12 protein-coding genes are annotated in these 12,345 nt (G+C 52.2%); 6 read left to right on the top strand and 6 right to left on the bottom strand.

The window, feature by feature from the left end:
* Positions 1-22 precede the first annotated feature (22 nt).
* The gene (locus tag JOD20_RS01395; protein ID WP_204753558.1) at positions 23-2,095 is read right to left on the bottom strand and encodes a molybdopterin-containing oxidoreductase family protein; all 2,073 of its coding nucleotides are present in this window, start codon (positions 2,093-2,095) and stop codon (positions 23-25) included.
* 230 nt (positions 2,096-2,325) lie between these two features.
* On the opposite strand from JOD20_RS01395, the gene rpoD reads away from it, so the two are divergent.
* Positions 2,326-3,453, top strand: a complete 1,128-nt coding sequence (gene rpoD, locus JOD20_RS01390; RefSeq protein ID WP_054535687.1) for an RNA polymerase sigma factor RpoD — start codon at positions 2,326-2,328, stop codon at positions 3,451-3,453.
* Positions 3,454-3,555: 102 nt separating this feature from the next.
* The gene (locus JOD20_RS01385; protein WP_204753557.1) at positions 3,556-3,915 is read left to right on the top strand and encodes an ArsR/SmtB family transcription factor; all 360 of its coding nucleotides are present in this window, start codon (positions 3,556-3,558) and stop codon (positions 3,913-3,915) included.
* Position 3,916: 1 nt separating this feature from the next.
* Here JOD20_RS01385 and JOD20_RS01380 read toward each other — a convergent pair whose 3' ends face one another.
* Positions 3,917-4,348 carry a PspC domain-containing protein gene (locus JOD20_RS01380; protein ID WP_204753556.1) on the bottom strand — a complete coding sequence of 144 codons (432 nt, stop codon included), beginning with the start codon at positions 4,346-4,348 and terminating at the stop codon, positions 3,917-3,919.
* Positions 4,349-4,809: 461 nt separating this feature from the next.
* Between JOD20_RS01380 and JOD20_RS01375 the strand changes: the two genes are divergently transcribed.
* A complete protein-coding gene (locus JOD20_RS01375) occupies positions 4,810-5,403 on the top strand; it encodes a TetR/AcrR family transcriptional regulator (RefSeq protein WP_204753555.1) in 594 nt (197 codons plus the stop codon).
* A 51-nt stretch (positions 5,404-5,454) separates the two neighbouring features.
* Positions 5,455-6,255 carry an MBL fold metallo-hydrolase gene (locus JOD20_RS01370; protein WP_204753554.1) on the top strand — a complete coding sequence of 267 codons (801 nt, stop codon included), beginning with the start codon at positions 5,455-5,457 and terminating at the stop codon, positions 6,253-6,255.
* 228 nt (positions 6,256-6,483) lie between these two features.
* On the opposite strand, the gene hisB is transcribed toward JOD20_RS01370, so the two are convergent.
* The gene (gene hisB, locus JOD20_RS01365) at positions 6,484-7,074 is read right to left on the bottom strand and encodes an imidazoleglycerol-phosphate dehydratase HisB (RefSeq protein ID WP_204753553.1); all 591 of its coding nucleotides are present in this window, start codon (positions 7,072-7,074) and stop codon (positions 6,484-6,486) included.
* 189 nt (positions 7,075-7,263) lie between these two features.
* On the opposite strand from hisB, the gene JOD20_RS01360 reads away from it, so the two are divergent.
* Together JOD20_RS01360 and JOD20_RS01355 are read left to right on the top strand one after the other, a co-directional pair.
* On the top strand, positions 7,264-7,734 hold the full coding sequence (locus JOD20_RS01360; protein ID WP_054535693.1) for a hypothetical protein: 471 nt from the start codon (positions 7,264-7,266) through the stop codon (positions 7,732-7,734).
* Positions 7,735-7,776: 42 nt separating this feature from the next.
* Positions 7,777-8,889, top strand: coding sequence for a glycosyltransferase family 4 protein (locus JOD20_RS01355; protein WP_204753552.1), 1,113 nt, complete (start codon positions 7,777-7,779; stop codon positions 8,887-8,889).
* 249 nt (positions 8,890-9,138) lie between these two features.
* Here the strand turns inward: JOD20_RS01355 and JOD20_RS01350 are convergent, their stop codons facing one another.
* The 3 genes from JOD20_RS01350 to JOD20_RS01340 form a co-directional block, all read right to left on the bottom strand.
* The gene (locus JOD20_RS01350; RefSeq protein ID WP_204753551.1) at positions 9,139-10,389 is read right to left on the bottom strand and encodes a sensor histidine kinase; all 1,251 of its coding nucleotides are present in this window, start codon (positions 10,387-10,389) and stop codon (positions 9,139-9,141) included.
* Positions 10,386-11,084 carry a response regulator transcription factor gene (locus JOD20_RS01345; RefSeq protein WP_204753550.1) on the bottom strand — a complete coding sequence of 233 codons (699 nt, stop codon included), beginning with the start codon at positions 11,082-11,084 and terminating at the stop codon, positions 10,386-10,388. Before JOD20_RS01345 ends, JOD20_RS01350 begins: the two co-directional genes overlap by 4 nt.
* Positions 11,085-11,484: 400 nt before the next feature.
* Entirely contained in the window at positions 11,485-12,171 is a 687-nt protein-coding gene (locus JOD20_RS01340) for a DM13 domain-containing protein (RefSeq protein ID WP_204753549.1), read from the bottom strand.
* Positions 12,172-12,345 lie beyond the last annotated feature (174 nt).

Below are 12,345 nucleotides of genomic sequence, written 5' to 3'. Positions count from 1 at the left end.
AGCGGGATAATTATTGGCCAGCTTAACCGACAATTCGTTCAACTTCAACCAAATTATCGTAGAAGGTCGCGCCGCCACCCATATCTGAAAGGGCTTGGGGCGTGGTATGGTTGACGTTACGGCCATCAACCGTTAGCTCCGACCACCAAATTGATGGCGCAACCACCACTCCTTGACGCACGCGATCGGTCACCACAGCCTTGGCCTGAAAGCCACCGCGATCATTGCGAATCAACAATTGATCGCCATCGTCGATGTTGCGTTCGATCGCGTCGAGCGGGCTAATTTCTAGGCTGGGGCCGCTCTCGTAGCGCTGCAAAATATTGCCAAAGGTGCTGTTCAAAAAGTGGTGGGCTGGCGGCGAGATCAAGGTTAATGGATAGCGCTCTGCCAAGCGTGGGTTGGTGGTTGGGCTTTCGTAAGGCGCTGTGTAGGTCGGCAATGGGTCAAAGCCATCGGCCTGCATGCGTGCGGAATACAGCTCGCACTTGCCCGACGGCGTAAGAAAATTGCCCTCGGCAAATGGTGCCCAAGTGGCTGGCACATTCAAGCGCACCCAACCCTCCGCTTGCAAGCGTTCAAGCGTAATTCCAGCCAACGCAGGGTGGTCAGAATCCAAGGCTTGGCGGGCAATCGTCAGATCATCATCACCAAAACATGGCTCGGCAAAGCCCATTTTGGCTGCCAAACGCCGAAACAATTCGGTGTTGGGAATCGCCTCGCCTAGCGGCTCAATCGCTTGGTTGCTCCACGCCAAATACCAGTGGCCATAGGCTTTATGCAAATCGACATGCTCAAGTTGGGTCGTTGCAGGCAGAATAATATCGGCGTAGCGAGTCGTATCGGTGTAAAACTGCTCGTGCACCACGGTAAACAAATCGTCGCGCTCCAAGCCGCGTTTCACCGCTTCCAAATCGGGAGCCACGCTGGCCGGATTGGAATTGTAGACAAACAAGGCTTGCACTGGTGGATCGTTGACCTCGGTCAAAGCCTGCCCAAGCTGATTCATATTGATCATGCGCGTGCCAGCAGGAATCAAATCGGGGCGCTCCAAGGCAGCATTATTAATTGGAAATGTGCCGCTGGTGGAAAGCAAAATGCCGCCTGCGCGCTCGCGCCACGAGCCAATTACCGCTGGCAAACAGGCCAAAGTGCGCACGGCCATCCCGCCGCCAGCGTGGCGCTGCAAGCCATAATTAATCCGAATTGCAGCAGGCGCGGTGGTGGCATATTCATGGGCCAATTGCTCAAGTGTTGCGACATCCAAGCCTGTTAATTCGGCTACGCGCTCTGGCGGATATTCCTGCACCCGCTGGCGCAATTGCTCGCCACCAATGCAATAATCATCAAGATAGGCTTGATCGTGCAAGCCATCGCGAAAAATAATATGCATCATGCCGAGGGCTAGGGCTGCGTCGGTACCTGGCAACGGTGCAATATGCCAATCGCATTGGGCAGCGGTGCGTGAACGCCAAGGATCGATCGCAATCACCCGTGCGCCAGCTTTGCGCGCCGCTTTGATAAATGTCCACAAGTGCACATTCGAGGTGAGCGTGTTGGTTCCCCACAAAATAATCAATTTGGCATCGACATAGGCTTCGGGATCGGTGCCAACACTCGCGCCAACCGTATAGCGATAGCCAGTTGCACCGGCACTGGCACAAATTGTGCGATCGAGCAGCGAAGCACCCAAGCGATGGAAAAAGCGCCGATCCATCGAGCCATAATGCAACAAACCCATCGTGCCAGCATACGAATAGGGCAAAATCGCCTGCGGCCCGTGGCTGGTGCTAATGGCCTGCAAGCGCTCGGCAATCGTGGTTAATGCTTCTTCCCACGAAATGCGCTCAAATTGGCCAGCACCTTTGGGGCCAACGCGCTTGGCCGGATACAACAAACGGCCTTGGTGATACGTTCGCTCGACATAACGCGAAACCTTGGTACACAAAAAGCCATTAGTAATTGGATGTTCAGGGTTGCCTTGCACTTTGATCGCCTTGCCATCCTGCACTGTGACGAGCATGGAGCAGGTATCGGGGCAATCGTGAGGGCACACCGCATGAATAATTTGCTGATCAAGGGCAATCGTTGTCATGGCATCAATCGGGCTGAAGTACCCGCCTCCTTCGCAGTTGTTGCCAAATACTATACAGCGTTTCGCTTTTTTCAACGAATTATCAGCTGAATGTTATGGAAACTTCACCCCTAATGTGCTTGAATAGGGTATTGAATCGCAGATCTATCCGTGATATAGTGGTCTATCATTAGGCTTTTCTATAGCAGTAGAAAGTCGGTGCTTCCTTGAAAAACGTACTCGAAGTTCTGATGGGGGCCGCCCGTCAGCATCGTTATCTAACGCACGACCAAGTGCTGCTTCATCTTCCTCCCTCCGACAAAAACACAGCGCTGTTCGACGAATTGTGTGTCCGCTGCCAAGCAGAAGATATTCCAATTTTAGAAGAACCGCCAACCGCTGCCGTGCATCTCCGTTCCCGTGATGTCGCCGAAGACGATCTCGAACGGTCGCTGATTCGCGAAGGGCTAAGCCTTGATGATCCGGTGCGCATGTATTTGCGCGAAATTGGCCAAGTGCATCTCTTAACCGCTCAAGAAGAAACGATGCTGGCCAAACAATTGGAACGTGGCGAACGGGCGATGATTCGGCTTGCCCGCCACGAATATCTCCTCGAAGAAAAAGCCCGCCTGCAACAGCAAGTCCTCGAAAGCGAAGCCGCCCGCCAACATCTCATCCAAGCCAATTTGCGCCTCGTGGTGTCGATTGCCAAAAAATATGTTGGCCGTGGCATGTCGTTTTTAGATTTAATCCAAGAGGGCAATATTGGCCTGATGCGGGCTACCGAGAAGTTCGATTATCACAAGGGCTTTAAGTTCTCAACCTATGCAACTTGGTGGATTCGCCAAGCAATTACGCGCTCAATCTCCGATCATAGTCGCACAATTCGCCTACCTGTGCATGTTGGCGAGACGATCAATCGGGTTAAGCGCACAGCCCACAAGTTGCAGCAAGCCTTGGAACGCGAGCCAAGCGCCGAAGAGATTGGCGAAGCCCTCGGCTTACCTGCCGATAAAGTCCGGCGCGTGCTCGAAGTTGCGCGCCAACCAGTTTCGCTCGAAACGCCAGTTGGCAACGAGGGCGATAGCGTACTGGGCGATTTTATCGAAGATGATCGCTCAGCAGAGCCGCTTGATCATGCCACCGAGCATTTATTGCGCGAGCAACTTGACGAAGTGCTGTGCAAGCTCGATGAGCGCGAACGGCGGATTATTGAGCTACGCTATGGCTTAGTCGATGGCAAATATCGCACGCTGGAAGAAGTTGGCCGCGAGTTTGGCATTACCCGCGAACGCATTCGCCAAATCGAAGCCAAAGTATTGCGTAAACTGCGTCACCCTGCCTTTGGTGGACGCAAATTGCGAGCCTATCTTGAATAACTAAGTTGCAGATTGAACGGCAAAGCAACACACGCGAAACGCGGGCATCCTGCCGTGATTCGCGTGTGTTAGTTTTTAATCAACCCATTTTGGAGGTGTCCGATGGAAACGATTCAAGCTGATGCTGCATTAACCCAATTGGCCAGCCTGTGCCATGCTCTTGGCCATCCGTTGCGCTTGGGAATTGTACGTTACATTGCCCAGCATCCGCGCTGTATTTGCAACGATATTGTGCAGCGAACGAATCGTGCTCAATCGACAATCTCCGAACATTTGCGGGTTTTGGTGCAAGCTGGTGTGGTTGAAAGCGAGCACGAAGGCCAAGCCACGGTCTATTGGCTGGCTCCGCAAACGTTGCGGCTGCTTGAGCAAGAAGTTGAGCAACTCTGTGATTCTGCCCAACAAAAAACGATCGCTGAGCGGGCTGCTCAACGACCGTTTTGGTATCAACTCAATCGTTAGATTAGTCGTTTAATGGTTGACCGGTGTATGGGTCAAAACGTGGTTTTTCTGGTTGGGCTGGCGTTGGGTTGATTGGTTGACCGGTTTGTGGGTCGAATTTCCAATCGCTTTGGGGCACAGCCGTGCTAGCGTTGCTTGCTTGGGCATTGTTGACCGCAGTTTTGACCTTGTTGAACACATTAGCTGCTTGGTTGCGCATTTCGTCAATGCCGCTGTTGATGCCTGGGCTTGGCAAGCCTGGAGCCGTCACCACTGGCAAAACTGCCCAGAGGATGATGTACAACAGAATGCCCGAACCACCAGCCAAGGTCACCAGCACAAAGGCCAAGCGGACCAAGGTTACATCAAAAGCGAAATATTGAGCCAAACCCGTACACACACCAGCAATCATTTGATCTTGTTGAACACGCACTAAGCGATTTGAATTTTGCATTGTAATAACTCCTTATTTGGGTGCAACTCATCGTTGCGTATCTGCTAACTAGGACGCAGGCCAGCAAAAAATTGTTGCAGCAGGTTTTGCGAATTGTCAAACAATCTGGATTTAGGCATTTGCAATTCTAGCAACGCTTAATTTTTTATTATCGTTGCGTGTTCCTGCGACCGAGGGGCAGGCAGTAGCTTTAATTCTTTCAAGGGTTGGTTGTCAACCATCATTGCTGATCACCAGCCTTCCGTCCCGCCTCAAGGCGGGAGACGCAGGGGTTTTCATCTCCCTGCACCCCCTAAAATCGGCTAGTTGGATTATGGCAACTTTTTCTCTATTCGAATTTGGATAATCGTACTCCTCATGTGCAGCTGTAATGGATTATGCTGAAATAAATTTAGTTATTGATCGTGGCGCAAGCAAGATTTGTGCTTGCATAAAATACGAACGTATGGTATTTTATTGCTATGAGTCGTAAAGATAGTGCCAAAGAACTTATTTTGAATAAAGCAGTGCAGATGGCTTCGGTTGCTGGCCTGAATGGCCTAACGATTGGCGGCTTGGCTGAGGCTGTCGCTATGTCCAAGGGCGGCATCAGTGCGCACTTCAAATCGAAGACTGAGCTGCAAGTTGCCACCGTTGAACGGGCTGCTGAGCTATTTCAAGCGGCAGTGCTTGGCAACGTGCTGGCCGAACCAGCTGGCATCGATCGGCTGTACAAGCTGTGCGATTCGTGGTTTAGCTTTTTGCAGCAAGGCATTTTTCTGGGCGGCTGCTTTTTAACCAACGCCGTGCTTGAGCTTGATGATTTGGCTGATTCGGAAGCGCGGGTTCCCGTACTGCGCTATTATCAGGATTACCTTAATTTTATCGAGCAGAGCATTGCTGAAACCGTGGAGCTTGGCCAATTTCGGGCCAATACGCCAATCGCCGCGCTGGCATTCCAATTCCATGGCATCCTGATCGCGGCGCTGGTTTGGCGGGCAGTGCGTAGCCATGAAGCCCAATTTACGACAGCCCGCGCTGCAATTGGCAATTTAATCGAAAGCTATCGCAGCTAAAATTTTTTAGCTTGAATAAAAAACGAACGTCCGTATTGTAAAGGAATCAATATGCAGATCAATGTGACCTATGTTGGGACAGCGACCGTTTTGTTGGAAATTGATGGCCTGCGGATTTTGACCGATCCCGTGTTCGATCCTGCTGGTAGTTCGCAGGTCACTCAGGTGGAGCCAAACCTTGAATTTGGGCTTTACAAACAGCAATCAGCGGCCTTGCAACCAGCCGAGCTTGGGCCGATTGATCTGGTATTGCTCTCGCACGATGATCATTATGATAATTTGGATACTGCTGGGCGGGCATTTTTGCCGCATGCCAAGCAGGTGTTGACCACCAAAGCGGGTAGCGGGCGCTTGCAGCAACAAGGTGCAACCAATGTGCAAGGCTTGGCCGAATGGCAATCGATCACGCTGAACACAGCGCAAGGCTTGCCATTGACGATTACCGCTGTGCCAGCACAACACGGCCCCGTTGAATTGCTGCCGATCATTGGCGACGTGATTGGGTTTGTTTTGGAATATCCTAATTTTGAGCATGGGCCAATTTACATTTCAGGCGATACGGTTTTGTTTGCTGGCATTCAGCAGATTGCTGAACGCTACGCCATTGGCACTGCCTTTTTGCATGTTGGGGCAGCGCAATTTGCGCCAACAGGGCCAACCTTATTTACCTTTGATGCAGATCAAGCGCTGCAAGCAGCTCAATTGCTCAAGCCGCACACGCTGATTCCAATTCATTTTGATGGGTGGCAGCATTTTAGCCAAGGTCAAGCTGAAATCGAGCAAGCCTTTGTTGCTGCGCCAATGCAGCCCCAATGGCTCATTCCTGGGCTTGTTACAGCATTAGAAGTCTGATTATTTTGTAACCAAATCCCGTACTCTTTGTTCGCCACGAATTTTATCCTTCATCCTTCGTTTTTCCACCCTTCCGTCCCGCCAGCGGGAAACGCAGGGGGCTTTAATCCCCCTGCACCCCCTCAAAGGACAATTTAGGGTAAAACGGCATTCGTTGATCAACCTAACAATCTGTATTTGTAATCGTGGTTTATCCCACGGGCAACGTGGCTAAGGGCGAGAAAAGGCTTAAATCACGCCTTTGGTGCTGGGAATTGCATCGCCCAAGCGTGGGTCGTGCTTGGTGGCGCTATCGAGGGCGCGGGCCAAGGCTTTGAATAAAGCTTCTGCTTTGTGATGGTCGTTGCGGCCATATTCGAGCTTGGCGTGTAAGTTCATGCGGCCATGAATCGCAATGCTTTCAAAAACATGCTCAACTAAATCGCAGGTCAAGCCGCCGATGCTGGGGTTGGTCCAGCTGAAGTTGAGCACATGAAACGCTCGACCACTGAGATCGAGCGCGACAAAGGCCAGCGCCTCATCCATGGGCACGTAGGCATGGGCGGTGCGGGTGATGCCTGCTTTATCGCCTAGCGCCTGATCTATCGCCATGCCCAAGCAAATTGCCACATCCTCGACCGAGTGGTGGTCATCGATATGCAAATCGCCGTTGCAGGTTACTTCTAAATCAAATTGGCCATGGCGGGCAAAACTTTCGAGCATATGGTTGTACATGCCAATCCCTGTATTGATGGCAACCTGGCCTGAGCCATCAAGATTAAGCGTGAGCTTGATTTGGGTTTCGCGGGTGTTACGTTCGATGGTTGCAATCCGAGCCATGATCATCCTTTCGCTAAAGCTGCCCGATCGTACCTGTTTTGGCGCTTTTTGCCAAACTGCGTGATAACGATTTCACGGGTGTAGCTCATCGCCATCTCATCAAATTTTCATCATAATTTCAGATTGGGGCAGCATACTAGATTGGCCTGAATCATATTTGGGCTGAAATTTTGTGAAACAGGTGCAATTATGAAGCTTAGCCTCAATCGTCGTTGGTTCCCGCTGTTGGGAGCTTTTGCTGCCTACATCGCGTGGGATCTCGTCGATCATCAAATTCTCACGCCTCGCTCGCCAGCTTGGCTGTGTTATATGATTGATTGGGGTGTGGCTGGGATGGCAGGTTGGTCGATATTTGTGCTACTCGAACGTCAATATCAGCGCGCAATTCCCATGGTCGATTCCACGACGATTAATTTGCCGCCAGCAGTATTCGCCCAATTGACGCAAGCTGCGCAAAGTTTGCAGAGCGAAATTCAAGAGCTGCAACAAGCAATTGGCAATTCGATCAACGAAGAGGGCATTCAACAGCAGCGCAATTTGCGCCAAGCCTTGGTTGCCAGCTATCGGGCGCAGGCAATCCTTGAGGAAGTGAGCGGCATTGTTGATAAACCGCAGGTCACGCCGCCGCCAGTTGAGCAATTGATTACCCAGCGCTCGTAGGCTGTGGTAGCATAGCAGCCATGTTAAGTTACGAGGCTGCCGATGATTGCGATTGATGCGCGTTTGAATGCCTACCGCCATGGTGGCATCGCCCATTACACCCACAAATTATTAACCTATCTGCCACAAATTGCCCCCGAGCAACAATGGTTGCTGCTTGAGCATCGCAAAAGCCAAAAACCATTGGTCAGCGGCCCGAATATTCAGCGGGCACGGCTCTTTACTCCGCCCCATCATCGGCTTGAACAACTGCTTTTGCCTTTGGAAATTGGCCTGCGCCGCCCAAAACTGCTGCACTCGCCCGATTTTATTCCGCCGTTAAAACGAACATTTCCTGCCGTCATTACTGTGCACGATGTAGCATTTAAATTGTTTCCCGAGATTTTGGATGCCAATGCCAGCCGTTATTATGGCCAAATTGAGCGCGCACTGGCTTCGGCTAATGCAATTATTGCCGATTCGCAGAGCACCGCCAACGATCTTACCCGCTTATTAGATGTTGATCCAGCTAGAATTGATGTGATTCAGCTTGCGACCGATATGCAGCCAATGCCAATCGCTGCCGATTCTCAACGCCAGATTGGCGGCCAAATGTGGCAGGCTGATCAATTTATGGTGTTTGTTTCGACCTTGGAGCCACGCAAAAATATTCCAATGTTGTTGCGGGCCTTGCGCATCGCGCTTGATCGCAAGCCGCAGGCTGGCTATCGCTTGGCCTTGGCTGGGCGGCGTGGTTGGCTTGATGCAGAAATTTGGCAAACCTTGGCTGAATTGCATTTGGAAGATGCAGTAACGTGGCTCGATAGCCCAAGCGACGAGGAAATTCGCTGGCTTTTGAGTGCTTGCCGTTTGTATCTCAATCCTTCGAAGTATGAAGGTTTTGGTTTGCCAGCCTTGGAGGCGTTGGCTTGTGGCGCGGCAGTGTTGGTGGCTGATGCCTCAAGTTTGCCCGAAGTGGTGGGCGAGGCTGGCCTCAAGTTGCCAGTCGATGATCCACAGGCTTGGGCCGATGCAATTGAACGCCTTTGGGCTGATGCTGATCAGCGCCAAGTGTTGCGTGAGCAAGCGCCCGCTCAGGCAGCCAAATTTTCGTGGCAACGCACCGCCGAGCAAACTTTGGCGGTCTATCGGCGCGTGCTTGCGCAAACTCGCTAGCTGTAATGGTTCATCACCTTAACAGGTTTTCATCGATTCACCACCCTTCCGTCCCGCCTCAAGGCGGGAGACGCAGGGGGCTTTAATCCCCCTGCACCCCCTCAAGGACAATCAGGGGCCGAACCGCATCAATTGATGAACCTGTAGATTTGTGGCAAGCAGCGGAAACCGACCCTTGGAACGCTGCTGTTGTTAATCCAATGGGCCAATAAACCTAGCCCCTGACACCTGATCCCTTGTCGGTTCGGTTTACGAACCATGACCAAGCGGCGTTTGCAGGGTAAAGATAAAGCGTGCGCCGTGTTGGGGTTGGCTTTCGACCCAAACATTGCCGCCATGGGCCTCGATGATTGCGCGCACGATTGCCAAACCCAAGCCAGCCCCGCCATAATCGCGGGAACGTGATTTCTCGCCGCGATAGGTGCGCTCGAAAATATGTGGCAGATCATCGGGCTGAATGCCTTCGCCAGTATCTCGCACTTCGACATGCACCGTTTGGTTGATTGTTTGGGCTTGAATGGCGATTGTGCCATCGCTGGGCGTGTGCCGCAACGCATTGCTGATCAGGTTGTATAAGACCCGTTGCAATTTTGGCGCATTCATCAGCACCAAATCGGCGGCAGGATCAACTTTGCCGAGCAGTTGCACGCCATGAGCCGCAGCATGCGGTTGTAAATTGCTCAACGTATCGGAGATTAAATCGCCAAGCGAGGCCCGCTCCAATTCTAAGCGCAACACGCCAGCATCAAGCTGAGCCATCTCGAATAAATCATCGACTAAGGTGCTGAGGTTGGTTAATTGGGCATTGGCTGAATGAAGGTAGCGCTGTTGAGTCGCTGGCTCAGTTACCACGCCATCTGCTAAGGCTTCGATCATGGCGCGAACTGCGGTTAGCGGGGTGCGCAAATCGTGGGAGATGGCGGCAATCAAATCGCGGCGCGATTGCTCAAGCTCTTGTTGGCGTTGCGCACTTTGGGCTAGCTCATCGGCCATCTGGTTAAAATCGGCGGCTAGCAAACTCACTTCATCACTGCCATGCTCAGGGATGCGCAAGGTTAAATCGCCTTTGGCTAGTGCGGTGGCTCCAGCCCGAACCTCGGCCAAGCGCGCCACCAACACATTGCCCACGGCGATGCTAAAGCCCAAAGCTAGCACTAACATAAAAATCAGCACCAGCAGCAACAATGGTAAATCGTGATCGGTGCTGATGAACATAGCGCTAGCCACGCCCTGCAACAAGGCCGCCACCAAAATCCCGCCTAAGCCAATCGCGGCAATAATTTGCGCTCGCAAACTGCGCAGCAGCGAGAGCATGCGGCTTTGCAAGGCGATAATTGCCACCACGCCAGCCCCAAACCCAAGCGAACCAAACAGCGTGATGATGCCTTCGAGTTCGCTGATTGGCAGCATGAGGCCAAAGTGGCCAACCAAGCCAACCAACGTCAAGGCAATCGCCAAGGTCAGCAACAAAAGGCTGCATTGCTGCAAAAAGCGCTTCATTGCTCGCCTGCACTGAGTTTGTAGCCCACGCCCCAGACCGTTTGTAAATAGCGCGGCGCGGTTGGGTCGTCCTCGATTTTTTCGCGCAAACGTCGAATATGCACGGTGACGGTGCTGGTATCGGCGGAAAATGTATAGCCCCAGACGAGTTCCATCAGTTGGTCGCGGGTAAACACCCGTTCGCGATGGCGCGCCAGAAAATAGAGCAAATCAAATTCGCGGGCGGTCAAGCTAATCGATTTGCCCGCCACTTGCACATCGCGAGTGCGTGGATCGACGCGCAATGCACCTAGCTCAATCGGGCGTTCATCTGGGGGCGGGGCATCGGGCTGTGGTTGAACCCGCCGCAGCACTGCTTCGACGCGCGCCACCAGTTCGCGTGGGCTAAATGGCTTGACCACATAATCGTCAGCGCCCACGCCAAGGCCAATGATCCGATCGTTTTCTTCGCTCTTGGCGGTGAGCATAATCACGGGAGTGCGTTGATCGCTCTGCAAGCGGCGACACACTTCCAAGCCAGTCACCTTGGGCAACATCAGATCAAGCACAACCAAATCTGGCGGTTGTTGACGGGCCAAGCGCAAGGCTTCCTCGCCATCGCTGGCCTCGATCACGCTATGGCCTTCGCGGCGCAAATAGAGGCCCACCACTTCGCGAATATTCGGTTCGTCATCAACCACCAAAATATTGGCCATATGTAATTCCTCAAATTGATCCACGAAGCGCACGAAGGGCACGAAGGACGAGAAACCGCGAAGAACGCGAAGGATAGAAAGGCGATGGGCTATAGGCTGATGGTTATTGGTGTACTGGTTCATTGCGTTAATCATGATCTGATGCCCTCACCCCCAGCCCCTCTGCCACTGAACGCGGGCGAGGGGAGCGCGAATCGCGTGATTCCTACTCACCTTGCGGGCGGGAGCGGGGGCGAGGGTGTGGGGACACGGTTGCTAAGCCAATGAACCAATCCAGATAGCCACAAGCTAATAACCTCCCATGCTCTGCGCCGCTGCGTTAAAACTTACTCCTGTTCTCCCCGTTTTTGATTTTTGCCTTCTGCCTTTTGAATTTAACTTCATCCTTCATACTTTTATTTTACTGGATTGGTGCAACCGCCATCAAGACTTGATATTTTTCGCACCAGATCACGACATTGTTATAGAGCGCAGGATCAAAATCGTCGGGCAGGGGATAATTTTGGTTGCCCTCGGAGCCTTTGAGTTTGCTCAATTCAAGGTAGCCTGCTTGCAAATCGCTTGGCTGATGAATGTCGGCGGCCTTGGCAACAAAGACATACATATCTGGGCCTGGCTCGACGTAGAAATCGTTGAGCCGCAACATCATGCTGCCATCTGGTTGTTTGAACAGCATTGCCATGCCCCGACTTTCATGGTCGATGCCACGAAACGCGCCAGAACTGAGCATCACTGGCTCGGCTGGCACGGCGCTTGGTTCAACCCGCGATTCAGCGGTTGGCATGATGGTTGGCTCGATCATATCATCGGTCATCGGATCAGATGGTTGCATATCGTCAGTCATCGACATTGGCCCGGTTGGCTGCATCATATCGTCGGTCATCGACATTGGCTCGGTTGGCTGCATCATGTCGTCGGTCATCGACATTGGCTCGGTTGGTTGCATCATCGAATCGACGGTTGGTTGGGTTTTGGCCATTGGCGCGCTGCTGGTCGTTGGGAACGGCTCATCAACTTTGGTTGGCGCAGTGCCACACGCGGCTAAGCCACCAAGCAGAATTAACATTGCAAAAGAGCGTAATTTCATCGCTAACCTCCATAAAACTTCTATGCTTTAGTTATAACGGCTAGCACTTAACCACTGCTTGCGCAAAGCTTACAAAACCCTAAACAAACCCATACTAGAACTAAAGGCTGATATGCATTTATCAGCATAGCAATATACTAATCTAATCAACAATTCCAACCTTGAATGACATCA

The organism is Herpetosiphon giganteus, assembly GCF_016907925.1.
In the GTDB taxonomy this organism is placed as follows: domain Bacteria; phylum Chloroflexota; class Chloroflexia; order Chloroflexales; family Herpetosiphonaceae; genus Herpetosiphon; species Herpetosiphon giganteus.
The sequence above is the reverse complement of the archived record's forward strand: the minus strand, read 5'-3'. Positions and strand labels throughout refer to the sequence as shown.

Coding starts and splice junctions, on each gene's coding strand:
- JOD20_RS01385 (WP_204753557.1), top strand. CDS start 3,556: ATGGAAACGATTCAAGCTGATGCTGCATTAACCCAATTGGCCAGCCTG.
- JOD20_RS01370 (WP_204753554.1), top strand. CDS start 5,455: ATGCAGATCAATGTGACCTATGTTGGGACAGCGACCGTTTTGTTGGAA.
- rpoD (WP_054535687.1), top strand. CDS start 2,326: ATGGGGGCCGCCCGTCAGCATCGTTATCTAACGCACGACCAAGTGCTG.
- JOD20_RS01360 (WP_054535693.1), top strand. CDS start 7,264: ATGAAGCTTAGCCTCAATCGTCGTTGGTTCCCGCTGTTGGGAGCTTTT.
- JOD20_RS01350 (WP_204753551.1), bottom strand. CDS start 10,389: ATGAAGCGCTTTTTGCAGCAATGCAGCCTTTTGTTGCTGACCTTGGCG.
- JOD20_RS01375 (WP_204753555.1), top strand. CDS start 4,810: ATGAGTCGTAAAGATAGTGCCAAAGAACTTATTTTGAATAAAGCAGTG.
- JOD20_RS01380 (WP_204753556.1), bottom strand. CDS start 4,348: ATGCAAAATTCAAATCGCTTAGTGCGTGTTCAACAAGATCAAATGATT.
- JOD20_RS01355 (WP_204753552.1), top strand. CDS start 7,777: ATGATTGCGATTGATGCGCGTTTGAATGCCTACCGCCATGGTGGCATC.
- JOD20_RS01395 (WP_204753558.1), bottom strand. CDS start 2,095: ATGACAACGATTGCCCTTGATCAGCAAATTATTCATGCGGTGTGCCCT.
- hisB (WP_204753553.1), bottom strand. CDS start 7,074: ATGGCTCGGATTGCAACCATCGAACGTAACACCCGCGAAACCCAAATC.
- JOD20_RS01345 (WP_204753550.1), bottom strand. CDS start 11,084: ATGGCCAATATTTTGGTGGTTGATGACGAACCGAATATTCGCGAAGTG.
- JOD20_RS01340 (WP_204753549.1), bottom strand. CDS start 12,171: ATGAAATTACGCTCTTTTGCAATGTTAATTCTGCTTGGTGGCTTAGCC.